The following is a 25,145-nucleotide window of genomic DNA, read 5'->3' on the forward strand; positions in this document are numbered from 1 at the left end:
TGTTAGTATCTTTTAAAAAGGATATCTCTTACTTCTTTTTTTATGTCTTCATATTCTTTACGAATGTTTTCTTCTCGTCTCTGTAACCTTTCTTTTCTTCCCCCTAATTTAAGAGGGATAGGCTTTGTAGAAAAAGGTAAGATTTTTCCCATAAATAATAACCTCTCCTTTGTATTTTACGCCTGAAAGTCATATTCACTATTATGTTATTTTTATGGATAATAAATGTTCTTTTTAATATTCCCGCTCTATTTTATTTTAGTCTTTCTATACTTATTGATTAGGAATTTCATTGAAAAGGTATCGATTTTCTTTTTATTTTGTAGGCAACCTTTTAGGTTAGCGGGAAACTACGTTAGGAAAAAAACCGATCTAAAGATCGCCTTGTATGATTATTACTTAGGTTTAAAAAATCTTTCCGAAGATCGTCTTTTTTTTTGTTTTTAAAAAGGTTTCTTCTTTTAAAAACATAAAGGGAAGATGGGTGCATTTTGGAAAGGGGGAATGTTATAGAATAGGAGGAAACGGCATGGTCAAGGTGCTGGATATTCTAATCAACAGTGAAAAAGAAGCCATTTCGGAAATACGAGAATCAATGAATAATACCTGGACCAAAAAAGGTGGAGACCGTTACCATCAACAGATTATAAATATTATAGAAGAGGCAAAGGAAAGATATCAGAATAAAAAAGATCATGCTTGGTAGATATACGAGTATGATCTTTTTTTGTTGTATTTTATACTGGGCCATAGTACAATAATAGTGTAACTTTTTATTTTAACTTTTTAGGCAACCTTTTGAAGGTTAGCGGGATTTCACAAAACGTAAGCGATCTTTGGATCGGGATTTATTCACTCTTATTGAAGAGTGAATTTCCTTTCCAGAGATCGCTTTTTTTTGCGTTTTGTACACAAAATTTTGGAAAGGAAGAGGATAGTGAGTAACATTACGACATTATTTGGTAAAACAGATGTTGTGGAGGATTGTCGTCCAAGTCTCCATGTGGTAAAGAAAAAGTCGCTTCGCAAAAGTATAGGAGTGGAGGTTATTTTACGAAACGGTACTCGTCGTTATTATCGCCCTCGTTCTACCAGTAAGAAGGATATCCAGGTAGAAGTTTTTACGTTTATCAAGTCCCTTGAAAAAGCGACGAATCAAAATGTGATGTGGCGTTTTAGAGGTGATGAGTTGTTTCATATGGGTACCGAAACATTTGCTGCAGCAGTAGAAAAATCATCTCTAAAAGAAAAAGGAAAAAAGATCTTAGACTATTTCTTTGATCTAGAGGATTAATCATATAAAATACCATTTATAATTGGGAGGAATGGAAATGTTAAACAGAGTAGTATTGGTGGGGCGTTTAACAAAAGACCCGGACTTACGTTATACACTGAATGGAGTATCCGTAGCGAACTTCACTATTTCATGTAATAGACCTTTTTCTAACCAACAAGGACAGCGAGATGCAGACTTTATTAATTGTGTGACCTGGAGAGGACAGGCGGAAAGTCTTGCAAATTACATGGAAAAAGGAAACATTGTAGGTGTAGATGGACGGTTGCAATCACGTTCATTTGACGGAGATGACGGAAAAAAAGTATTTGTAACAGAGGTTGTAGCTGATTCTATCCAATTTCTTGAACCCAGAAATAATGGAAGTAAGAATCAGAATTATTCAAGTGGTCGTTCAGCCGCTTCTCCAAATCAACCGAGTGGACAGAATCAATCTTCACATTCCCAATCATGGGAACAAATTGGAGAGCCAATAGATATAGGTGATGATGGATTGCCTTTTTAAATGGAATATTCATCACATCTTGTGGTAAGGGCATTGCGATATATCGTAATGCTCTTTTTTTATGAAATAAAAAGGAGGATTAACCATGTCTCATATAGGCAACAAGCTTAAAGCAGGATTTTTCAAAACGCCAGAGAAGCAAGGAGAATACTTAAAACAATTAATAGATGTAAATGGTGATTGTAGTTTTTTTGATCCAACTTGTGGAGAGGGAGCGATTTTACACCAATTAGCCTCTTATTACCGCAACGAGGAAACGTCGATTACAACATATGGAGTGGAATTGGATAAAGGAAGAGCTGAAAAAGCGGATAGCGTTTTAGATCACGTGGTGAACGGTCCCATTGAAAGTATGGTCGTGAGTCATAACGTATTTAGTTTTCTATTCCTTAATCCACCTTATGACCATACACAGAAAGGATTGGAAGATGATATATCGGATCGTAAGGAATGGTTAGAACTCACACGTAATTTTAAGTATTTAAAGGAAAATGGTGTGATGGTCTATATCATCCCTTCGTACCGATTCGCTGATAAAAAAATTCGCCGTTATTTATCAACCAACTTTTATGATGCAGGTATCCTGCGCTTTTCTTCCGAGGATTATGAGGATTTTAAACAATGCATATTCATTGGTAGAAAAAAAAGCGGCACGGTCAAGAAAGTCAATAAAAAGCTACATCAGTTTTTAGAAAATATGGAAGAGGAAGCTTTTATTGATAAATATGTAAGTCCTATTGAACAAATCATTGGACATAAAGTGTGGCACGTACCAAGTGGTGCTACGGAGGTTAAGACATTTTATTCCAAGTTAGAAGAGAAATCTAACTTCTATAAAGGCATTCGAGAATCTAAGGGCTTTGCTGCATTTAAAGAGCGTTCTAAACCGAAACAATTATCCATTGGTGGTAACCCAGCTTTGCCAATAAATCAAGGACAAATGGCTTTATTATTAGCGAGCGGTGCCATTAATGGTGAAATGGGACAAGGAGATCACTATCATCTTGTACAAGGGCTAGAGTTAGTGGATAAGGTGGTAGAAATAGATAAGAACGTTCAGGAGAATGGGAATGTTACAGAAGTGACAAAAGAAAGAACCCAAAGAAGTGTTTCCGTGAAAATTATTACACCAGAAGGCGTTGTTCGGAAATTAGTATAAATTTCAGCAATAACAAAATTGGGAACTGACACAAAATTTGAGAGGGAGAGAATAATATGTCCAAACAAACATTAGAAGAGATATTCAATTTAAAAAAGGATCAGGTGATTGCTCAATTAAAAAAGAAAGGTAAATATATCAATTGTAGTAAGGAATACGGATATATTTATAGCATTGATCAGGTCATCAAAGGTAAAAAAATGCTGTTCACCTTGGGTTTAAAAGCAGGCAGAATACTGGTCGTGGATATGAAGTATTCTTATATAGCATAAGAGGGAGAAAGAAAGTGAGTAGATTGCTTTCTTTTTTATTTTGTCTATAGAGAAGAAATGATCATGGCATAAACAAGAGATAACATTAAGGGAGGAACGATACATGAAAGAAATAGTATATTATCTGAAAAGCATGGAAAAATTTATGGAAGAGGATGCCTACATCCGCTTCGTAGTGAAAGATTTAATGCGTAGAGGGCATACACGTGAAAAGGCATTAGAAATCGCCTTTAACACTGTTTTAGATGATCATCTAATGGTGGAACGATACCAAAAAATAAATGACAAAGGAGAGGCATAATATGAAGCAAGTCACTTTGTTTGATTTTGAGAAAAAATCGGAGGATATAAGAACGGATAAGCAAAGAAATCGAAGAATTGCTTATGATGTTGGAGAAAAGATTCGTGGTTCACGAAAAGAGGAAGCATCCTTGCGAAAAGCTTTTGGAGAAATGCAGAATAACGAGCGCTTGCAACAACTAGAAGACATAAGTCCTCAAGTTGCTGCAGAAATGGTGACACGTGATTTAATATTTGACAACTTTTCGTTAAAGGAAGAAAAAGAAAAAGGTACAGAACCCGTCGTCGCACGAGTGAAACAGTTAGTCATTCAGCGTATCGGTAAAGTACCACAAGAGGATTCACCAGAAGGCAGAGCGGCTTATTTACGAGCCGCTCTTTTTTATAAAGAAACCATGGAATCCGTACTTACGTTTGACGATTTAAAAGATAAAGTGTACGAATTAAGAAAGACCATGAATTATGAGGGATCTAATCTACAGTATGCATACGAACGCATTCAACAAGCGGATGCATATCTACGTCAATTAGATGCGAAAGAAAATGATAAGCTCTATGAAAGGTCAAAGCGAGATAAGAAACAATACACGGAGTATATCGCCAAAGTGCACAAAGCGAATGAACTTCCATTACGTTGTTTAGGAAAGAAATTCTCTAATTTCTTTTTGCAAGCCAAGAGTGCCAATAACACGATAAATAACGTCATGGATAAGGTTCAATCGTGGGACGATTTATTAACAACGAAAAAGCGGACGCAAAGGAAAAAAACTTCCCGTGTTTGGGAACGAGAGCTACCAGAACGTCCTAACCGTATAGGTGGTCCAATATCAAAAGTTCGTACACCGGAACAATTACAAGATGCTTTTTCATTGCGTGGTGTGCAATTTGGTCACTGGACCAATGATGACATAGGGGCTAATCATTTGTTCCGCTTTTCAGAAGCTTTTTATGATTTAGCGGATATCTTACAAATCAATACCTATACTTCTTTGTCTTTTAACCAACGTCTTGGAATCGCTTTTGGTAGTCGGGGGCGTGGCACTGCATTAGCTTCTTATGAGCCACTAGAAAAAGTTATTAATTTTACACGAAATAAAGGTAGTCTTGGTAATACTGCTCATGAATGGTTTCATGGGTTGGATCATTGGCTATTTGACTTTTCGCATAACTATCAAAACGGTCAACTTGGTTATATCACCAACCAACAAGGCTGCGGTACGAACTTATCTGTAAAAGTCCGTCATGCAGTAGAACAATTAATGGATATGATCATAAAAGGTGAAGGTATTGAGATGATTACCAATAAGAATGAGGATCATACTACCTGGCGTTTATCTTCCAGAATCAAGTCACTTTATCGACGAGAAAATGGTAGTGTCAGAAATGCCCTTCTTTCCTATCGATTACAACAGGAGGAGCAGCTAGATCGCCGTATTGATATGATCGATAAAATGTACTCTGCTGTTTCCAAGCAACAGATAGAGAAAATGAAGAAAAAACAAATAAGAGAATTAAATAAAATAGCGCAAGCTTTAGCATGGTTACATGAATGCGAAACAGGGGAACGTCTTCAGGAGATACCGATTCCTACCGATAAATCCAATTTTTATTTACAAGCTATCAAATTGGATAAAGGGAAAAAGGGGTATTGGAGTCGACCTATCGAATTAGCAGCCCGTGCTTTTGAAGCTTATATTGAAGATAAGCTCAAAGAACAAGGTCGGCGAAATGACTACTTGGTGTGTGGCACATATGATAAGAAGGTATTTCCCGTGGGAGAAGAACGAGTAAAGATAAATAACGCCTTTGATCAATTCATTCGTGTTATTCGAGATACTTTCGCTTTATAATAGAATAGGACAAGGAAAGGCTTTTCCTTGTCCTATTTTGTATAAGTATAATGAACAAATACCAATTCAGTAGATTACATTATGAAAGAGTTAGATGATATAGATGAGTTTTGTTATGTATTTTTTAAAAGTTTGATCAAAAAACCTGTATTGATATTTTATTAAAAATCAATACAGGTTTTTTCTTTTTCAGCAATCGGGCCAAATTGTGAAAGAATTGACTTCGAGGTAATGTAAAATATATCAGAATTAGATACTATTCCGAAGAGCGTAAATCTTCCATTTTTCTTTTATTACCTCACTCATAATCCAATCGAGCAAAGCCCGAGAACATTCAAGTCATGTCAGATGAAAAAATAGCAACAAAGCTCGGTATAATGCCGAAAATTCTTCGTCAGAAATATGAGTAAATTCCGCAAAAAGAAGGGTATTCTGATCTCACATCAATGCAAAATAGCCAAATTATACCGTTCATCCAGATCTAACGTTCAGACAAGCAGTTGAAACCATTAAAAGAATTTTTTGATCACTATACGTATGATGATGTGGAAGAGTCTTCTGCAGCTGCAAAAAATCCTGTTAATTTCACCATAAAATCGAACATTTTTTTCCTAGTATTCATGGCCAATGACATAAAGACGAATATTATAGAAAAGGAGCATGCCAATTAAACCGAATAATCATAATATAGATATCATTGTGAGTCGTAATTACGTAGAGCATCACGGTAATTATCAGTACTAATAAGCTTAAATGTATTGTCATCCTCAATAAATTCTAATACAAGTATTTTCCCTCTTATAGAGGAATTCTTATCTGTATATACAACAGCGATTTTATTCTCTCCTAAATTTACTACTTTTTCCCCAGTTGTATAATCATTTTGTATTATTGGACGTGTGGAATTCGGAGTAGGACTAGGTTTAAAAGCAATAATAAGTAGTGATAACAAAATACCTGCTAGAATTATTTTTGTGAATTTATCATTCATTAAAACACTCTCCTTTTTATTTAACTTATATAAATAGTACAGTTACAAATTAAAAAAATAAATAGGTAATCTTCATTTTTTTATAAATTTATACAAAAATTACAAAAAATGTGATATTATGGAATAAATATACAAGATAGGGGTAGATTAAATGGAAAAAGTAAAAAAGTTATCAGGCAAGTTAGTTTTAGGTAGTGTCTTTTTCTTAGTGTCTCTTTTTTTTATAACATCTGTTAACGCTGACTCTCTTCAATCTGACGTAGCCTTAAATATTGAGCGGGCAGATGAAAGACAGATAGACAGTTACTTAATTCGAAATGGATTAACTAGAGAAGAAGTTTCAAAGCTTGATATTGAAACTAAAAAACTAACAATAGAAGATTTCAAGGATATTTTAGCGGAAAATCCTCAAGAAAAATTAATATTTAGAGAAGAAGAAAAGAAAAAGTATTTTAAAAATAGTAATGGTCAATTAGAAGAAATAACGGAAGTAGATGATTCACATTTTTATTTACAAAGTACAATTCCAGAAGAAGATTTAGCGTTATGGTTTGGCTCTATTGGAACTAGCCATTCAGATATCTATAGAATTTATGCAAACTTTGAATGGAAAAAGGCAGAGACAGCGCCAAGAGAGTTTATAGGTTTTGCAAAAGAAACAGACCTAGATATTGCACCTGATTCTTATGAAGCTCGTATTCAATATAAAACTTCATCGGGTTCATCTTGGTATTATTATGGAGATGCTGGAGGAAGACCATACGAAATTGATAGCAATAATGGAGCCACGTGGAATTGGAGTGGACCAGCTTATTACTATAAAGGGTTTGTAAGTTATCGAATTGTAAAAGACTCATCTGATACAAGCGCTATATTTGAGATGGAATATGCATCAGATTATAATTCTACTACTACTAGTGTATCTGCGAATCTTGGTCCAATTACAGTTAACCACAAATTATCAGATGGGTCTAGTATGCTCAAAGCCCCTCACAGACAAACGGTATATTTTAATTAAAACTTTTAAGGTTCTTCACAAATGAAGAACCTTTTTCTAGATTCTTGTGAAATTCTGTCTTAACTGAGCAGGATAAAGTTATTATTTGTTTATCTTATAGTACTCAAAAATGAATACTTGTGATGGGATAAGAATAGAGAAAGAGAAAAATAGCACCTATTTTTGTAAGAACAATCATTATTAAAGATGAAGAAAGATTAACCGATGTTGCGAAGATGCTTTATACAAACGCTTGGAGAGTAACAAGAAAAAAATCACGTTATTCTAATCAAAACACATCAAATAACGATAACCGTAGGAAAAATGTAAGGCTAGTAAAACTTTAATCATGTTTCAATTAAAGTGGTCCAGAATTATTCATACTTCCTAGCTGATTCATGTTCGAAGCCATAATCAAACATTTTCTTGGTCGCTAGGCAAACATTCTCGTGATTTCGCTACTTAAGTCGTGATTTTAAAACAAATCTCTTAAATAAATGGTTTTTTGGGCAGACTCCCCCCTTGTTCTGACATTGAAATTTTTTTAATAGGTATTTGGCTCGTTCACACTAGCTTTAGCTTCTGAATTCGCTGAATTACTTTCCAAAAGAATTCCTGGTACACGAAACTTGAAGCTAGTTTGAAGTACAGGGATCGTCCTGATTTCACTAATTTACTGGCAACTTTAATAATTCGTGTACGTATGGTGTCGATTTGCATGGTCTTTTGTTCTTCTGGAAAACAAAGTGTACGCAACCAGTTCGTTAAGTTATAAGCCAAGATACTAAACATCATCTTTACTTCGTTTACTTGGTAGGAATGACTATTCATTTTATCAAAACCGAACCCATTTTTGGCTTCCTTGATATAGTTCTCCATCGTTCCTCTTTTTTGGTAAGTAGAGATAATCACTTTAGGAGAAAGTGCATCTACTAAGTTGGTCACAAAGAAAGAATGGGTAAACAGTAATTCGCCAGCAGGGCGTATCGATTTTATCTTTTTTCATTTTTTAAGTGAATGCCCACTTTACAAAGTAGCTTGTTAGATAGACATTTAGTAGACAATTAGTGATTTTTCGTGAATAATTCAGGGTGGTTTTTATTTTTTTCTTGTAGAATTCCGCAATAACCTATATAATAGAACTATACATGTTTACGTTTAATTTTTGAAGCAACCTATATATAGGTTAGCGGGTGAATTACGATATAACACAGCCTTTGGGTTGACGTCACTTTTTCTACAGCAGTAGGAGAAGTACATCAAACTCAAAGGCTTTTTTGCGTTTTAAAAAAAGTGTTTGTGAGCGGTTATGAACGAGGATAGTAGGATCTACAAAGATCTTATTATGCTCGTTTTTTTTATATAGATAAACCATAGGGAGGATGAGGTGACATGCACCACAAAAAGAAAACACACAGGGAGAGAGTAGAAGAATTATTAAACACCTTAGACAAAGGAGTAAGAGAATTTGAATATTCGCCAGAGCAATTTGCCGCTGTTTTGGAAATGAAGGCATTAATGCCCTCTTATTCATTTCGAAATCTGATGTTAGCAAAAGCACAGCTACCAGGTGCCTCTTTTCTAGCAGGATTTAAGCATTGGAAAGAGTTGGGGCGAAGTGTTCAAAAAGGTGAGCGAGCATTACGGATTCTTGCTCCAAAGATTGTGAAAAAAGAAAACAAAAAGGGAGAGGAAGAAGACACGTTAGTCGGGTTTGTTGCTATTCCTGTATTTGATGTGTCACAAACAGAAGGAGACCCACTTCCGATTGATAAATTGCAGATTGAATTGGAAGGGGATTGTCCAGAAGCGCAACAAATTATAGAGGTTGCTACGAAGATGGCCGAAAACGATGATTGTCCCATTTTTTATGGGGATACAGGTAATGCCAAGGGTTATTATCAGCCTCATTTACATCGTATTACCGTTTCATCCGCTTTATCGGTCAACCATTGTGCCAAAACTCTGGTACATGAGCTTGTTCATAGTCGAGTAGATTGTATGGACTATCTGGTGAAATCATCGGAAGAAAAGGAGGTCGTAGCGGAAGGGACAGCGTTTATTATTTGTCGTTATTTTGGCTTAGATACGTCTGATTACTCATTTCAATATGTAAAAGGATGGGCAAAGCAATCTGAATCTCCTCTTTTAGATTATGGAGAAAAGATTGCGAAAACTGCCGGCCAATTAATTCAAGAGTTTGAAACTATACAAAAAGAGATATCCAGCTTACAAACCGCTTAATAGGTGGTTTTGTATATAAATAAATACTAAAAGGGAGGTGTTCCCTATCGGTGCATTTAGATAGGGGACACACCCCTTTCTATCTGTATCGGTAGGATATTTTATGACAACAATTATGGACTTAGAAAAAGAGTTTCCAAGGATGTTAGAAGTTCGTTTAGAAAACACCTGGCAACATTCGTTTTGTTATGCCTTAGTGACGGACGAACCTAAAAATCCCCATTATCCCAAGAACTTGCTGCTGACTATCATCAGTGGTAATGATTCGACAATTCAAGCAACGAAAGCTGCTATTGATTCTGGTACCAATGGCTTAGCGTTTGGGTATGGGGAGAAAGATACAACTGATTATCGCTTTCATAGAGATGATAACTTGTTATCTGAAAAAGGGAAATATACGAAGTTTCCTATCTCTATAGATCCAAATCGGAAAGCGGTGGCCATTGTCCATAATTCCTTATTAGGAGATGACGAATATGTCCTTTCCTTTGATGGAGATCCAGCAGAGGATATACGTCAAATTCTAGGTGGTGGAAATTATGGATTGCATATTTTGCCTGAGTGGAAAGACATCTTATATCAAACTTTATTAGAAAAAGGTTTTATTGAAAAATTAGATTTCTATTGTGATAAAGGTGTCTTCCCAAATGGCTTTGAGGTATACCGTCTCAAATTTACAGAGGAAGAAGCGGATGATATCGTTAGTGATTTAATTAAACGAAACATCCTAACATTCCCTAAAAGTGGGACTGGTACCAAAGTAAAAGAAATTCAGGATTTATCATCTTATCTAGTGGAGCACATGGATGATGCCGTGGAAAAATTATCAGAGGAGATAGAGCCAGAGCAGAATCCATTAACAGATGATATTTTTCCGTATTTCAATGAGTACAAAAGGCCTTTATTCCCTGTGCAAGGACATGTGGCAACCGCTATTGCCAAACGCTTGAAAAAGCAGAAATCCATGTTATTACAAGGAGAAATGTCGTGCGAAACGTTCAACAGTGAAAAGCTGATGCACTAGGTTCTTATCACTAAGAGCCTAGGAGAACTCATATCTGGAAAGGTGGAATGATGGGGAAACGCCTTGAAACGCCTTCCCTAAGCTCCGACAAGCAATAAGGTTCGGTGTATAATGTAACCTTATTGTTTGAAGCTCGGTAAAGTCGGCAGAGAGAAGTCGTAAGGATACGAGAACTCTTGTATCCACGAAAGCGATCCAGAGGTGGATTGTACTTCCTATATGCCGGGGGTCATTAAAAGCCTGATATGGTGAGAATGTTCAAAAGGAACTGACGAACTGGCGAATGAAAGAGTCTATATCTCCGGAGTATAGAAATTGTACTCACGCATTGTTCAAATGTGGCAATAGTGGTGGAGTAAGAATGACATTTATGAAACACCATATTCGATTATAGGTCGAGTCGTTATTGCAGGCTCATAGTCAGCACCTAAGTCAAGCATTGATACAGATGTGGGAACGTTGGAAGCTAGAGCGTGGAGTTAGCACCAACTAAGAAGCGTTACAAGGGAAAAACATAACCTTGTTTAACTTTAGTGAAAGTAGAGGCACGAGCGAAGAAACTTCTGTAATGGAAGAGGAGCAGCAGCCTCAAGACGGTGATTACTTATGGGATACTCGTTCACTAATGGATTCCTGTATGACTCAAAAGGTCACAGCATCCAATGATTGGAGCGTGATATACCATTAAACAAATGGCGAATAAAGGACCAAGCGAAAAGAAATTACGACATGTTGAGTATTATGGATTACAAGACACTTTCGATGACCTATATGCTGAAAGCAAACAGGGTAAGACATTCAAGAAATTAATGCAGTTAATAACCTCAAAGAACAATATTCTATTAGCATATAGGAATTTAAAGAGGAATAGCGGTAGTCCAACCGCTGGAGTAGATGGAATAACTATCTATGACATTGAGAAACTCTCAGAAAGTGAATTCATTAAAATTGTTCGGAAAAGGTTCTCTTTCTACAACCCTCGCAAGGTTAAAAGAGTCGAGATACCTAAACCAAACGGAAAAAAACGACCACTTGGCATTCCTTCCTTATGGGATAGGATTGCTCAACAAAGCATTCTACAAATACTAGAACCTATTTGTGAAGCAAAGTTCAACAAGCATAGTTATGGTTTCCGCCCTAATCGTTCAACAGAACACGCAATAGCTGATTTGAATGTGAGGATAAACAGAGGATATCTACACTATGTCGTAGACGTCGACATAAAAGGGTTCTTCGATGAAGTATCACATACAAAACTAATGCGTCAAATGTGGACAATGGGAATAAGGGACAAACAGCTTTTAGTTATAATCAGAAGGATGCTAAAAGCACCAATTGTCCTTCCTAATGGAAAAACTATCTATCCTAAAAAGGGTACACCACAAGGTGGGGTCCTATCCCCATTACTTGCTAATGTGTATCTGAATGAATTTGATTGGTGGATAGCCCATCAATGGGAGGAACGTAACTTAAAGGAACTCAAACCTTTATTCAAGAAAAGTGGGGAACGAATACGAAGCTATGAATACAAAAAAATGAGAAAGACTACAGGTCTCAAGGAGATATACTTCGTTCGGTATGCAGATGACTTTAAAATCATTTGTCGCAATAGAAATACCGCTGAACGAATTTTCATGGCTACTAAAGATTGGTTAAATGAAAGACTTAAACTGTCTATCTCAGAAGAAAAATCTGGAGTTACCAATCTTATAAAACGCACCTGCGAATTCTTGGGTTTTAGTATTAAAGCAATAAAGAAAGGCAAACAAACTAAAAATGCGAATAAATATGTGGTCAAATCTCACGTGTCACCTAAAGCGATTAAGAGAATAAACGATTCTCTTAAATCGCAAATCAATAAAATCCAACAAAGTCCTAACAGTCACAAAACGATTGAGGAAATTATCAAATACAACAGTATGGTAATAGGGATACACAATTACTACCGTATCGCTACTCACTGCAATGAAGACTTCTCAAAACTTCACAAGCATATTAACCGTACTATGTACAACCGTTTTAGGAAAAAGGGGTATACTCGTCATGGTAATTACGATGGAAAGGATAAAGGTTTAAAGCCATATCTTAAATCCAAACGATTAAGGTATTTAATGGAGACACCCATATTACCGATTGGATATATTCAAACGAAAAAACCCCTTAACAAAAGGACAGCCATAAACAAGTACACTCCAGAAGGTAGAAAGTTAATTCATAAAGAATTAACCGAAGTACCGGAATGGAAAATAAAATGGTTAAGGGATCATCCTACTATAGGTAGAAACTCTTCTATTGAATATTTAGATAACAGGATTTCTAAATTTATTGCACAGAAGGGGAAATGTGGGGTTACAAAAGTGGAACTACTTATGAATGAAATTCACTGTCATCATATAGTCCCATACCACCTATCACAAGATGACTCATACCAAAACTTGATTATTGTTCGGAAAGATATCCATAAACTAATACACGCAACCAAATCGAACACGATCAAGGAACTTATATCTGCTATAAACCTAAAACAAGATCACCTCGATAAATTGAATGAACTAAGGACAACAGTTGGAAATGAACCAATTCAGAGCTAAATAAACCGAAGCTTGGTTATCGCTAAACACAAACTGTTGAGAGCGAGATAACAAACATTTAGTGATCATCGTTGGAACGCCGTATGCGGTGAAAGTCGCACGTACGGTGTGGAGCGGGGGAAAAGGTGGCGATGACATCAAAACCTTACCTATCGCTATGACAGGAAAATCGGTGATGCTCACCGCTATAGCGGATGCGTACCATCGAGAAAAAGGAAATAAAGGCTTTTTTGCTTGCCTCATGGTACCACCTAGTTTAACGAAAAAGTGGCCAGAAGAAATTCGAGAGGTACTTCCAGATGCAAGGGTACATGTCATTACAAATACTGAGCAATTAATCCAGTATCACACAGCATGGACTAAAGCAGGAAGGAGAAAACCGCGAAAGCCTACATTCTTTGTTATTTCATTTACCACGATGAGAGGAGATTGTGCGATCCATCCTGCAACAGATTATGAACAAATTGCGACGACCTTAGAAAAAACAGATAGTGATCGCTCTTATTATCGTGACGGATATTATTGTCCGGATTGTGGTCATCCACACCAGGTGGTTGAGTCCACGAAACTCGAAATGTCAGAAGAAGGCGAAGAAGTAAAAGTGCAAGAGAAACGAGATATGAAAGAAAATGAGTGGGGGAGTGCAAGAAGGCTGCATTCCAATAATGGAAAGTATCAAAATGCTTTCTGTTTAGAGTGTGGTGCTAGTCTTTGGACGAAAAAAACACCTAATCGTTATCACTCTTTTAAAGAGTGGACCAAACATGAAAATAAAGTAGCGCATGCTGCTGCAAATGGTAATCATCGACTCGTGAAGCATCTGCAATTATCTCAACCGGATATTCCAAAGCAAAAAGGAAATCCGAGGCGTATTGCAAGCATTGAGTATATAAGGAGGAAAATGAAGAACTTCTTTGATATGACACTTGTAGATGAAATTCACGAATTGAAAAGTGGAATGACAGCGCAAGGAAATAGTCTCGGCTCTCTAGTTGCAGTGAGTAAAAAAGTCGTAGGTGCGACAGGAACATTGTTTGGCGGTCGTGCGGAAGATGTTTATTATTTACTATGGCGTTTATTCCCTTCTATGATGGTTGACTCAGGTTTTCAATATTCGAATGTCCGCCCTTGGAATGAGGAGTTTGGCAATATTGAAACAACAACCGTGGAACAGAAAGATCGTGGAGAACAGACGAACAAACAAAGTCGAGGAGGAACAAGGCGTTCTGAAAAAGTCTTACCTGGTATATCACCGTTTGTATTTGGGAAATTCCTGGTACACAATTCGGTATTAGTTCGATTAGTTGATGTGTGGCCGGATCCAGTTGAATTGGTGAATGTTCCGACTATGCTAGTCGACATGGATAAAGATATTCGATCTAATTATGCAAACATGGTAAGCACGTTTGAGAATGAAATAGAAAAGCGAAAAGACGGGAAAAAATTATATTTACCGCTAACGCAAAATGGTATTGCTTATCCTGATAATCCGTTTACGTATCCAGATGTCTGGTATAGAAACGAAGCAGGAGAACGTGAACGTATTTGGTCAGCATTACACATTCCAGAGGAACGTCTAACTAATAAAGAGAAAAAATTGCAAGAAATTGTACGAGGCGAAATGGGAGAATCTCGGCCATCAATTGTGTATGTACGTGATACAGGTTCTTCTGTAAAAGGTAGAGACGTTCGTCCCCGCTTAAAAAACGTACTAGAGCAAATAGGAGCGAAAGTAGGCATATTAGATACGTCAACAACCGCTACCAATGCTCGAAGTGATTGGCTAAGAAAAAAGGTAGAACAAGAAGGATACGATGTCATTATCGTATCACAGGAACTGGTAAAGGTAGGATTGGATTTATTATGTACGCCAACACTGATCTTTTACCAATTCTCTTGGTCCTTGTTTACTATTAATCAAGCATCACGTAGAGCTTGGAGGATTTCACAAGATCGAGAGTGCAGGCTTTTTTATATTGCGTATAAAGATTGTTATCAGGAACAGATGGCAACCCTTATTGCACAAAAGAACAAAGCAGCAAGCGCCATTAATGGTGAAGTTTCTTCCGATGGTTTATCCGCGATGTTAGGGGATGATGGGGATCTACAAAGTATGCTTATCAAATCCATTAAGAATGGTGAAACCCTAAAAGGTTCTACAGAAGAATGGGTGAATCAATCTTCTGATAGAGCTCGCGAGCTATTACAAGGTGTTGGCAAGAAGAAGTCTCTATCGGTTTCTGATCAATTAAAAGCATGGATCATACAACGCATTGAAACGGAAGCGACACGTAATATTTTATTACGGAAACAAGAAGAGATTGCTGTGCGCATAAAAAATCGAGAGGTACCTGGGTTTACAGTCCAAAAGGATACGTTAGAAGTAGATCTTATCGAAGCATTTGGTTTTGATCTGGTATCCGATGGTGCTGTACTCAAGCACTTAGTAAACCAAGAATCGAAACCAGCTGTATCTAAGACTTCATCGTTTGATGCTTCTATTTTTGAAGTGAAGCAAAAATCAAAGAAAATAAGAGGAAAAAAAGAACCAGTTGCTGGGCAACTAGGATTCGAACTATTTTAAAGGGGAGGAATATGGGATGATGGAATTTTTACAAGGGGTGTTAGGGTTCCTTTTGAACCTTGCCCAATTTAAATTCGAGATGATGTTAGGATTTGCAGTAGCAATTGAATGCTTGTGGGTGGAAAATTGGATAAAGCAACACATGAAAGAATATATGCAGCAGCAAGTAGAGCTACGAGAGTATCGAAATCCACTATTGGAAAAAGCAGAAAAAGAGGAAGAAGTGGTACAAACGGCAGAAGATATGGCCGATTCTGTACATAAAGAACCAGTGGTATCAGAACTAGATGAAGCGGCAGTGCAGTTATTAGAGGATTTGCAAGCAGAATTTGCCGAAGAGGATCAACCAGAAGAACCTTGTATCCATGTTGAAGCGGAAAATTGTCTCACTATGGAAGATTGGTCTGTAGATGAAAACATCGATGAAATTGCATCAGATGATCGACCAACCTTCCAACCACAAGAAAGCTTTGTCGCATCGGTTGTAGGCTTCGAAGCAAATTTTCTTCATTTAAATTGTTCGGGGAGAAGAACATGGAAGCAAGTAGCAGATCATATTCACTCAGCATCCATTGAACTCGGTGATTTAGTGTTGGTGCATTGTGATGAACAGAATGTCGTTACATCTATATTAACTTTAGATACGGATGTATCAGATGATTATATTATTCCAGATGAAGAATATGATCGAAAAATTGTATAAGGAAAGGAGAGCGACATTTGTCGCCCTTTTCCCATAGGGAAAAAAACATTTTTTCTTATTTTTTTCTATGGGAAAGGTTAAACTATTACTCGGAGGTGGTACTTATTACCCAAAAAAGGGTAATTTTACTTATTTGTTAGGATAAAAAGTACCTTTTTATAAATAAATTTGCCTACATCGACATGGTTCGACTGAACTATACAAAAAACTTAGGTAAACTATAAAAGTATTTTTTTAAAAGGACTTTTACAATCATCAATTTATCAATTTTATTATGTATTAACTTTTAATGGGGTGACAATATGCTGTTAGCAGAAGAAAAAATAGAAGATGTGGTGAAAGACTTTCGAAAAAAGAAATTAAACGTTGGGTATATGAAATTTAAGGTGAATATGATGGATCATCAACATCAATCACCCAATCTGGTCTTACATAGTGACACGACAGAAGGGGTACAACAACAAGCGGATTATTATGATAACATTTCTGATAATCTCATGGCGCTTCAACATCAACTGTTAAAACCTTTATATGACCATTTACAAGGACTTTATGAAGTAGAAATAGCAGTGGATGATGAGGGGCATTTTTTAATGGATTCGGTATCTATTAAGTTGCAACTGTTATTACCACAAGGTATTGATAACATGAAAGCTCATTTATATACACGTTTACAACCTTATTGTCTCCTTTATAAATATATTCATAAGATGGAATTTAAAGGAACTAGAGGACAACTTCGCAACGTGTTGTTTCATGCTGAACTGAATCCAAAGGAAATCAACAAAATCTTTAAGCAATCTCAAGTGAATTATAATATTTTGAATCATTGGATGACGATCGTTCATAAAGTTTGTCGAGATATTTACACAGATAATGAGCACTCTTATTCAAATGGGTTTCGGGTTGTTGCGGGGAAGATGCATTATCATAATCGTACTATTCGTCGTATGAAGAAGTTTACATTATAAAAGAAGGGGATGTCATATGTACTGGATTTACACAGGAATGGTTGATTTTGTACCTAAACCGGAGGAACGTCAACAATCTGCTACGGGTAATGGTATAGAGCAAAAAGATATGGGAAGTTTCTTTATGGAGATGGGGGCTTCCCTCGATGAATACGCACCACTTGTTGGGTTTTTATTTACAGCTATCCTAGCTTTAATGTTTGTATATGGTGTTGTTAAACTAGGATATGCTCTTACGACGAAGACGGGGATGCAATTAAAAGGGTCTACAGGAATGTTGATTACCATCCCCATTATCGTGGTGTCGGTTCGATTGTTTTTTATCTTTTCCTTTACAACAAAAAAACCGGATGTTACACTCATTGTAAGTGATGTGATAGCTTTTGTTCAAGGAACTGGGTTTTATACCGCTTTAGGAATGGTCTTAATTGCCTTGATTATGCGGTTGTTTTATAAATTACTCAATCACCCAGAGTATGGTAGGTGGAGTAAACGGCTCTTTCAAGGAGCTGTCCTCCTTACCATTTTATCTGCTATCATGCCGACTGTAATTCAGAGCATTTAAGCATGGAGTGGAGGGGGATTACGATGCTACGTGTTGTCGTGGATAATACGATAAAATATAAAAGAAAGAAAAAGGACATTCCAACTTGTCGTACACATTGCGAACTGTTTGATCCATTCACTGAAGAATGTGGCGTATTTAAAGATGTAAAAGTAGATGATCCAAGCATTGCCATCCGCTGTGGTCATATGATTCCGAAAGAGGAACCAGAAGATGAATCTCTTTATCTTCCTTCGACGATAGAGGATGAGGAGGAGTCTGATTATGTTTTAACAGAAGAGATCGTATCTTATGATAACGATAATACATTCTATGAATTTAACGGGGAAAAATTTGTGGAAAAGGATTCTTCTTATCCGTCTAAACCAGATTATGATTCCCAACGAGAAGATGCGATTTGGTATATTTCAGAGGACGAGTCATTTGGTTGCTGGATTATTAATAAATCGAAACATAAATTTTTGGATGTTAGCCATACAAAAGAAGTAAAAAAAGGATGGCATGAAAAGGTATATCAATCTCCTTTTCCGCTTCATGATCACAAAGCTGCGTTAACCTTAGCGTCCAAAATGGTGTGGTTTGTGGATAGAGATGGTTATGGTCAGTATGCGTTATTGCATGATGGGAAAGTAGCTATGATTTCATCTCCTCGTCCGAAGGGCTGGAAGCCATCCTAAATTCGTATCTATGCAGAGAATTATATTTTTGCTATAATAACGTTAATAATGAATAGCAAAAGGGAGTCCCCCTAACAGACCTAGGTATGTTGCATACCTACTTTGTTAGGTGGGCTCTTTTTTTTTGCTTGTAGTGGAAAGGAGGTCTTTTTCATGTCGCAAGAATTATGGATTGTAGACAAGCAATTATCTTTTCGTGAAGGGTTACAGTTCTTGTTGCAGCAACATTTGGAACATTTAGAAGTCCAAACATTTTCGTCTGTGGAACAATTACCCTTCCATAACAGTAGTCAAGTGGCTTTAGTTATCATCGAGCCCTTTCTGCAGAATCATTTACTTCGTTATGTACAGCAATTAAAGCAATGTCACATTCCCACTGCATTCATCACGATGGAGCAGGAGAAGGAGAGGTTATTATTTTATTTAGGCATGCATATGGAAGGCTATCTTATGAAGGATATGTCTACGAATGACTTAATCAGAGTAATAGATTCCTTATTGCAAGGGGGGCGATATCTCCATCCACATCTTGGTTCCATGTTGTTAGATTCAACGTACACAACACTTATTCAAAAATGATATTTACTTTCGGTGTAATATATGGTATATTTATTTTAAACACAAAGCACTGGGAGGAATTAATTATGCATACAATTGCTATTTTTGGAGGATCGCAAGAGAACACTTTTAAGAAAATTGGAGCAAAACACCATTGTAGAGTACTTTTTCATAATGGGAAGACCAGGAATGGTGGATTAAAGCGTGAATTTAAAAATATTATCAAAAAAGCGGATGTCGTGATTGTGTTGTATGGAGCATGTGGTCATGTTTCCGTTGATTGTGTTAAAGAAGTGAGTAAGAAACTAGGAAAAAAAGTTTTATTTCATAAAGGATTTGGTGCATCTGGTGCTATTCAAAAAGGGGTCCATGCGATGGACAAACAAGCAGCATAACGTAAAGAAGGTGAGAATTAGTGACGAAACCTCTGATCATTTGTGAAAAGCCGGATCAAGCACAAAAGCTTGCAGATCCATTCCCGCACCAAAAAGGAAAAGGGCACATCAAAATACAAAGTTGTGATGTTTTCCCTGATGGGGCAATCGTAACCAATGCGGTGGGACATGTTCTGCAACTAAAAGATCCAAAAGCGTACGATGAAAAGTGGAAGGAGTGGAATGTTGAAAACTTGCCGATCATTCCACCAGATTACCAATTTGAATATGAAGTGGATCCTTCCAAAAAAGGTTTGTTTCAAGAGATTAAGAAATGGGTGTATTCGAATGATATTTCTTATATCGTGAATGCAGGTGATCCAGCTCGTGAGGGTCAAGCCATTATCGATGAGGTACTTACTTTTTTAAATAATAAAAAGCGAGTGAAACGATTTTGGTCCACCTCTTTATCTAAAAAATCCGTCAAACGTACCTTTCTAAACTTAAAAGACAACAACGATTATCAACATTTATATCAGGAATCATTGGCAAGGCAACATGCCGATTGGATCATTGGCATGAATTTTACTCGTTTAATGACCAGGTTGATTCAAGCCAAAGGAATTCAAGGTAAGCAGGCTATTTTTTCAATTGGGAGATGCCAAATACCCTTAACCTCTATCATCTATGATAGGGAAGTGGCTATTGAATCCTTTGAATCCGAGCCCTATTGGGATGTGATGGCTACTATTCAGACAGCTAGCGGTACATTTCAGGCACAATGGTTTAATGAAAAGCAAACACATATATTTCAAAAGCAAGGAGCGGAAGCCTTACAAGATATTTGTAGGGGGAAAAATGCTTATATTTATGATGTCAAAAAGGGAATCCAAGCAAGAATTGGCCCCGACTTTTTATAACCTGCCTGCTATACAAGCAGCTGCAAATAAAAAGATGGGCATTTCTTCTAAAAAGACATTATCTATATTACAACGGCTATACGAACGAGGTTTAATTAGCTACCCAAGAGCAGAGCCGGTACATGTGACAGAGGAAGAATCCAAAACATTTCCGACCATACTGGATAACCTAAAAGAAATACCCTTTTATCAACAGCATATTCCGGATCCTTATCCGGATTTGACGAAAGTTAAGCGATATACAGATGCTTCTAAAACGGATGATCATTATGCTATTATTTTAACCGAAGAAAAAGTAGATCCTAGTACGCTCGACAGAGAAGAAAAGGTGCTTTACGATATGATTGCTCGCTCTATGATTGCTGCTCATTTACCACCCTATAAATATGAGCAAACGGAAATCATAGCTGTTATTCACGAAAGCTTCTCATTCAAAGCCAAAGGGAAAAAGACCATCGACCTAGGGTGGAAGCGTTTGTATCCACGAGACGATGGAAAGGGACAGGAAGCACCACTAATACTACATGTAGAGCAAGGAGAATACTTAGACGTTCAGAGTATGCAGCTATCCGAGGGAATGACTAGTGCTCCGAAGCGATTCTCACAAGGGGATCTAGTACAGTTAATGTCTAACGCTAAAGCATATATGACAGAAGAAGAAAAGAAGGATTTTACAAAAAATGAACTATCATTAGGAACCGTAGCCACAAGAGCAGATATTATCGAAAAGGTAATCAAAGTTGGTTACATTCGTATTGAGAAGAATAAAGTTTACTTAAAGCCGAAAGGTCGTTTATTGATGGAAGCCTTAAAAGAAGAATCTTTCTTTACATCACCACTGACGACAGGGAAAATGGAACAAACATTATCGGAGATTGGGAAAGGAAAACAAACATATCATTCGTTTGTGCAACGAGTAGCGGAGATTACACAGCAGCGAATACCTGCCATTCAAGAAAGGTCTCATGCCTGGGACTTCCAATCGTATCATCACTATTTTCAGAAAGAAGAGTCAATTGGAGCTTGCCTGGCTTGTGGTGAAGAGGTAATAGAGTTAAAGGACTTTTATGGATGCAGTGGTTATCGCCAATCACATCAATGTCGTTTTAAAGTAAATAAAAAAATAGCTGGTAAATCGATATCTTTACGTTATGTCAAAGATTTACTAACAAAAGGACAAACGGAGTTCATTACAGGGTTTCAGAGCTCCACCAAAGAAGGAACATTTAATGCCTGTTTAGTATGGGATGAGACCAAAGGAAAAATTGGCTTTCGATTTACACGGTGATGACAAGGGGAGGAGTTAATATGCATTCAGCAACATTAGCAAATCAAAAGATCGTCAGTGCTCGAGAGTATCATGCAGAAGTACATGGTAGTCGTCTATATTGTATGGACAAGTCTTGTCACGTTCCGGTTATATTTGTACCTGGTAACGAAGAAAAAACGCCTCATTTTAAAACCACTGGTAAAAATGATTCAAAGCATGTAGAGTCTTATGGCTTTTACAAGCCGTTATCGTTTATAGAGACCATTCAGAAAGTGGAAGAATACCAGGAAGACTTTTTAAAGGAAAGAGGAATGAAAGAGAATATCGTACGCTTGAATTTTAATAAATTAGATCCAGATTATGAGCCTAAAACGGTAGATAGGGATCCAAAACAACAGAAAAAAGAGGATACATCTGAAATTAAAATCAAAGCAGAACAAGACACGCCAAACAGCATCACTTCCCTTTCTTCCCTGGTAAAATTAATGACGTCATCCGATCCTGATATTCTAAGCTCCATCATTGTAAGTATCAAAGGGAAGAAAATACCAATTTATTCACTTATTATTAACCAAGAGGAAGCACATGAAAAGGTATGGCACGATGAAATAATTTCGAATGTCGGTTATTTTGTGTTCGGTGAAATCGATAAAGTCTTACGAAGAGAAAAAGTCATGTATATCAATTTTAAACCAGTCAATCAGGTGCTTTTTTCATTGGTAATTTTCGATCAGTATTTCAAGTACTTTTCATATACAGATGACGAGTTAATAGGCAAGAATGTTCTAGCATGGGGACATCTTCGTAAAAATACATATCAGGACAAAAATACGACGGAAATGGCCATAAAGTCCGATAAATATATAGAGTTCTTAAAATAAGAGAGAATAAAAGTTTGTAGAACGTAACGGTTTTACAAGCTTTTTTTATCAGCTCAGTTACTTGAAAAACGTTAAAGATATGGTAGAATATATCTATAATGATATAGGAAAAGCGGGAATCCCCCGAAAAGATCTGATGCCTACACGATACGTGTGTTTATTTTTGGTGCATTCATTGGATTTTTTCGGGGGATTCTTATTTTCTTTATACAACGTCTATAATACCCAGTTTAATACTTTTGTAAATGGTGTGTGACATGTTATCCGCTTTTAATTTTTGTAAAAGGCGTTGCTTGTGATTTTGTACGGTCGAAACACCGATGGACAGGTGGTTCGAAACTATATCTGTGCGAGACCCAATATTCACGAAACATTCTAACACATCTAATTCCCGATTGGTGAGCAACCTCTTTCCTTTCCATCTATTAACGACTAATACCCGAGTCTTACGGCTATTTTGTAGCATGATAGGTTCTTGCTGCTGTACAGATTCAACTAAATATTGATGATAAGAAGCACTTAAATAGCTGAGGTATTTTTCACTTACGTCCAACATCTCATAAAAGTCTAAGTCATCCACGTTCACTAAGTAGTAAAAGCCGTTTAAAATAAACGATGATACGGTATGCAAAGACAGATGTTGTTTCGCGCGGATCAAGATTTTGGTCTTGGATAATGTATGTAAGGTGGAAAGGAAAGGTTTATATTGTTCAAATAGGTCACCTTTTTCTGCATCGTTAATATAAAGTACGAGATAATTCGGTAATGTAAGAGTATGCGTAATATTGCTGTGTTGTTTTATATCAAGCCGATTGGTATCCAGTATGTCTCCTTGCAGGTTTACTATTACCCAGGTAACCGGTAGGTTATTCATTGGATGAACCCCTTGTTTAAGTATTGTCAGCATATACGCATCTCACAACATAAGCCTCATTTATATCGAGTATTCTTTTTTGTCTTAATCCAAATAGTTGATGCGCATGAACCTTATCCATATAATACCATTATATGTCATAAGATAAAAGTTATTTTATAAAAATAATTTTATGATATGATGTAGATGTGCTATTTATAGTGTATATTTACCTGATAAGGGAAGTGACAAATCATGAAACAGTTAGACTTATTCGGGGAAGAGTCGAATTTACCCCATAAAAGAGATCACCCAGCCACTATCACTTTGGATGTGGGAAAAAGAGTAAAAGTAAGAGATGTTACAGAAGTGGAAGGGAATGCATTATCGATTGAAGACTATTATTATTTGCTTCCTTTCCGCAATCGTAAAGGTGTCATTGAAAGCAAGAGACAAAATATACAGAAAAACCTTTATACATATGTTGTGGCATTTGATACGGATGTGAAAGGGTGTTTTTATGGAGCAGATTTAATCACTCTATAATTAGAAAGGAGTAAAGATGAGTGGACATGTCACATAATGAATTCATGAACATAGAAGAAGTCGCTAATTATTTAAATGTTTCGATCTCAACCGTAAATCGATATATGGCGAATCACCTGCTATACCCTTATAAAAAAGATCAGTCGGATAAAGGAAAATGGATCTTTCATTATGAAGAGGTGAAAAAAGTCAAACAAAGCTTAGATAAACCAGGTTTAACAACTGGTGAGGCTGCTCAAGAGTTAGGTGTCAGTTCGGTCACCATACATAATTACATTAAGCGTGGTGAATTAAGAGCTATTAAACAGACTTACAAGCGAAAGAATCGCTATTTTATACTGCAAGAAGAAATCAATAGGTTTATCGCTGATCGGGATAAACAAGGGAAAAATTTTTATGATGAAAAAAATAATTACTATTTATATCAACCATTTTATCGTGAACAAGATGGCTATCAAGCTCGTTTGATGTCGCTGGAAAAAGAAGGGGAAGTACAGACAGAAAATCAAACTATGACTATACAGGAAGCGATAGAAAATGGTTATAAGCCTTCACCTATCCAACCAACTAGTGATTGGATTACCAAGATGGGATATGTGGTCTTATCTTTCCAAAAGAAGGCTGTTCCTATGGAACGTGTGTATCAGATATTAGAAACATTTTACCATATCATCGGACATAAAAATATTCGAATCTATGATGAAAAAGATCGTCTTTGTATTGAAATGAAGCCATGCAAAATAGAAGATCCGTCATTTCGAGAGGAATCTACCCTATCCTTTTTAAATCATCACTTGGTTGAGGGAAGAATTGAATTAGATCCTAAGGGCGTATTATTTGAAAGTGAATTATCGGGTATTACAGCTCACGTTCCCATATCTGTAAAAGAAATGATTGTTGAAGAAGCTAAAAAACAAAATAAGTCCGTTAATCAATATGTTGCGGAGTTATTGATAAAACATCATGTACCGAAAGAGGATACTAAACAGTAAAGCGAATTGAATGGACCCTACCTG

25 protein-coding genes and 2 pseudogenes are annotated in these 25,145 nt (G+C 36.6%); 23 read left to right on the forward strand and 4 right to left on the reverse strand.

Annotation, left to right across the window (positions count from 1 at the left end; translation table 11 throughout):
- Positions 1–2: 2 nt before the first annotated feature.
- Positions 3–152 carry a hypothetical protein gene (locus GHD00_RS06425; RefSeq protein ID WP_163537327.1) on the reverse strand — a complete coding sequence of 50 codons (150 nt, stop codon included), beginning with the start codon at positions 150–152 and terminating at the stop codon, positions 3–5.
- Positions 153–529: 377 nt separating this feature from the next.
- Here GHD00_RS06425 and GHD00_RS06430 point away from each other — a divergent pair, with 377 nt between their 5' ends.
- From GHD00_RS06430 to GHD00_RS06460, 7 genes are all read left to right on the forward strand, one after another.
- Positions 530–706: a hypothetical protein gene (locus GHD00_RS06430; RefSeq protein ID WP_163537328.1), complete on the forward strand. Its 177-nt coding sequence runs from the start codon at positions 530–532 to the stop codon at positions 704–706.
- Between the two features lie 231 nt (positions 707–937).
- Positions 938–1,294, forward strand: coding sequence for a DUF6018 family natural product bioysynthesis protein (locus GHD00_RS06435; protein ID WP_163537329.1), 357 nt, complete (start codon positions 938–940; stop codon positions 1,292–1,294).
- A gap of 37 nt (positions 1,295–1,331) precedes the next feature.
- Positions 1,332–1,799, forward strand: a complete 468-nt coding sequence (gene ssb / locus GHD00_RS06440; RefSeq protein ID WP_163537330.1) for a single-stranded DNA-binding protein — start codon at positions 1,332–1,334, stop codon at positions 1,797–1,799.
- 85 nt (positions 1,800–1,884) lie between these two features.
- Positions 1,885–2,958, forward strand: coding sequence for a DUF6094 domain-containing protein (locus GHD00_RS06445; RefSeq protein ID WP_240468620.1), 1,074 nt, complete (start codon positions 1,885–1,887; stop codon positions 2,956–2,958).
- Between the two features lie 56 nt (positions 2,959–3,014).
- Entirely contained in the window at positions 3,015–3,230 is a 216-nt protein-coding gene (locus GHD00_RS06450) for a hypothetical protein (RefSeq protein WP_163537331.1), read from the forward strand.
- Between the two features lie 103 nt (positions 3,231–3,333).
- On the forward strand, positions 3,334–3,531 hold the full coding sequence (locus GHD00_RS06455) for a hypothetical protein (RefSeq protein WP_163537332.1): 198 nt from the start codon (positions 3,334–3,336) through the stop codon (positions 3,529–3,531).
- Between the two features lies 1 nt (position 3,532).
- The gene (locus tag GHD00_RS06460) at positions 3,533–5,380 is read left to right on the forward strand and encodes an LPD1 domain-containing protein (protein ID WP_163537333.1); all 1,848 of its coding nucleotides are present in this window, start codon (positions 3,533–3,535) and stop codon (positions 5,378–5,380) included.
- A 694-nt stretch (positions 5,381–6,074) separates the two neighbouring features.
- Here the strand turns inward: GHD00_RS06460 and GHD00_RS06465 are convergent.
- The gene (locus GHD00_RS06465; RefSeq protein WP_163537334.1) at positions 6,075–6,371 is read right to left on the reverse strand and encodes a hypothetical protein; all 297 of its coding nucleotides are present in this window, start codon (positions 6,369–6,371) and stop codon (positions 6,075–6,077) included.
- Between the two features lie 151 nt (positions 6,372–6,522).
- Between GHD00_RS06465 and GHD00_RS06470 the strand changes: the two genes are divergently transcribed.
- Positions 6,523–7,389, forward strand: coding sequence for a hypothetical protein (locus GHD00_RS06470; protein WP_163537335.1), 867 nt, complete (start codon positions 6,523–6,525; stop codon positions 7,387–7,389).
- A 543-nt stretch (positions 7,390–7,932) separates the two neighbouring features.
- Here GHD00_RS06470 and GHD00_RS06475 read toward each other — a convergent pair.
- Positions 7,933–8,364: pseudogene (locus GHD00_RS06475) on the reverse strand (transposase); the annotation flags it as partial.
- Between the two features lie 396 nt (positions 8,365–8,760).
- Between GHD00_RS06475 and GHD00_RS06480 the strand changes: the two are divergent.
- The 13 genes and pseudogenes from GHD00_RS06480 (at position 8,761) to GHD00_RS06540 (ending at position 22,730) form a co-directional block, all read left to right on the forward strand.
- The gene (locus tag GHD00_RS06480; protein ID WP_163537336.1) at positions 8,761–9,612 is read left to right on the forward strand and encodes an ArdC-like ssDNA-binding domain-containing protein; all 852 of its coding nucleotides are present in this window, start codon (positions 8,761–8,763) and stop codon (positions 9,610–9,612) included.
- A gap of 103 nt (positions 9,613–9,715) precedes the next feature.
- A complete protein-coding gene (locus tag GHD00_RS06485) occupies positions 9,716–10,636 on the forward strand; it encodes a hypothetical protein (protein WP_163537337.1) in 921 nt (306 codons plus the stop codon).
- Positions 10,637–11,328: 692 nt separating this feature from the next.
- On the forward strand, positions 11,329–13,227 hold the full coding sequence (gene ltrA / locus GHD00_RS06490) for a group II intron reverse transcriptase/maturase (RefSeq protein WP_163537338.1): 1,899 nt from the start codon (positions 11,329–11,331) through the stop codon (positions 13,225–13,227).
- 88 nt (positions 13,228–13,315) lie between these two features.
- Positions 13,316–15,811 (forward strand): helicase-related protein, encoded by a 2,496-nt coding sequence (locus tag GHD00_RS06495; protein WP_205600714.1) that lies wholly within the window; start codon positions 13,316–13,318, stop codon positions 15,809–15,811.
- 16 nt (positions 15,812–15,827) lie between these two features.
- Entirely contained in the window at positions 15,828–16,514 is a 687-nt protein-coding gene (locus tag GHD00_RS06500) for a hypothetical protein (protein ID WP_163537340.1), read from the forward strand.
- Between the two features lie 302 nt (positions 16,515–16,816).
- Positions 16,817–17,485 (forward strand): hypothetical protein, encoded by a 669-nt coding sequence (locus GHD00_RS06505; RefSeq protein WP_163537341.1) that lies wholly within the window; start codon positions 16,817–16,819, stop codon positions 17,483–17,485.
- A gap of 16 nt (positions 17,486–17,501) precedes the next feature.
- Positions 17,502–18,050, forward strand: coding sequence for a hypothetical protein (locus tag GHD00_RS06510; RefSeq protein ID WP_163537342.1), 549 nt, complete (start codon positions 17,502–17,504; stop codon positions 18,048–18,050).
- A gap of 23 nt (positions 18,051–18,073) precedes the next feature.
- Complete coding sequence (locus tag GHD00_RS06515) at positions 18,074–18,727, forward strand: hypothetical protein (protein ID WP_163537343.1); 654 nt, start codon at positions 18,074–18,076, stop codon at positions 18,725–18,727.
- 153 nt (positions 18,728–18,880) lie between these two features.
- Positions 18,881–19,306, forward strand: a complete 426-nt coding sequence (locus GHD00_RS06520; RefSeq protein ID WP_163537344.1) for a response regulator transcription factor — start codon at positions 18,881–18,883, stop codon at positions 19,304–19,306.
- Positions 19,307–19,371: 65 nt separating this feature from the next.
- Positions 19,372–19,680, forward strand: a complete 309-nt coding sequence (locus GHD00_RS06525) for a DUF2325 domain-containing protein (RefSeq protein WP_240468621.1) — start codon at positions 19,372–19,374, stop codon at positions 19,678–19,680.
- A 20-nt stretch (positions 19,681–19,700) separates the two neighbouring features.
- Positions 19,701–21,429: pseudogene (locus GHD00_RS21010) on the forward strand (DNA topoisomerase); the annotation flags it as partial.
- A 3-nt stretch (positions 21,430–21,432) separates the two neighbouring features.
- Positions 21,433–21,867, forward strand: a complete 435-nt coding sequence (locus GHD00_RS21015) for a topoisomerase C-terminal repeat-containing protein (RefSeq protein WP_240468629.1) — start codon at positions 21,433–21,435, stop codon at positions 21,865–21,867.
- A gap of 20 nt (positions 21,868–21,887) precedes the next feature.
- Positions 21,888–22,730 carry a hypothetical protein gene (locus GHD00_RS06540; protein WP_163537347.1) on the forward strand — a complete coding sequence of 281 codons (843 nt, stop codon included), beginning with the start codon at positions 21,888–21,890 and terminating at the stop codon, positions 22,728–22,730.
- Positions 22,731–22,935: 205 nt separating this feature from the next.
- On the opposite strand, the gene GHD00_RS06545 is transcribed toward GHD00_RS06540, so the two are convergent.
- Positions 22,936–23,604 carry a response regulator transcription factor gene (locus GHD00_RS06545; RefSeq protein WP_163537348.1) on the reverse strand — a complete coding sequence of 223 codons (669 nt, stop codon included), beginning with the start codon at positions 23,602–23,604 and terminating at the stop codon, positions 22,936–22,938.
- 234 nt (positions 23,605–23,838) lie between these two features.
- Here GHD00_RS06545 and GHD00_RS06550 point away from each other — a divergent pair, with 234 nt between their 5' ends.
- Both GHD00_RS06550 and GHD00_RS06555 read left to right on the forward strand, forming a co-directional pair.
- Positions 23,839–24,129 (forward strand): hypothetical protein, encoded by a 291-nt coding sequence (locus tag GHD00_RS06550; RefSeq protein WP_163537349.1) that lies wholly within the window; start codon positions 23,839–23,841, stop codon positions 24,127–24,129.
- Positions 24,130–24,155: 26 nt separating this feature from the next.
- Positions 24,156–25,121 carry a helix-turn-helix domain-containing protein gene (locus GHD00_RS06555; RefSeq protein WP_240468630.1) on the forward strand — a complete coding sequence of 322 codons (966 nt, stop codon included), beginning with the start codon at positions 24,156–24,158 and terminating at the stop codon, positions 25,119–25,121.
- Positions 25,122–25,145 lie beyond the last annotated feature (24 nt).

Source organism: Gracilibacillus sp. YIM 98692, assembly GCF_010993965.1.
In the GTDB taxonomy this organism is placed as follows: domain Bacteria; phylum Bacillota; class Bacilli; order Bacillales; family Amphibacillaceae; genus Gracilibacillus.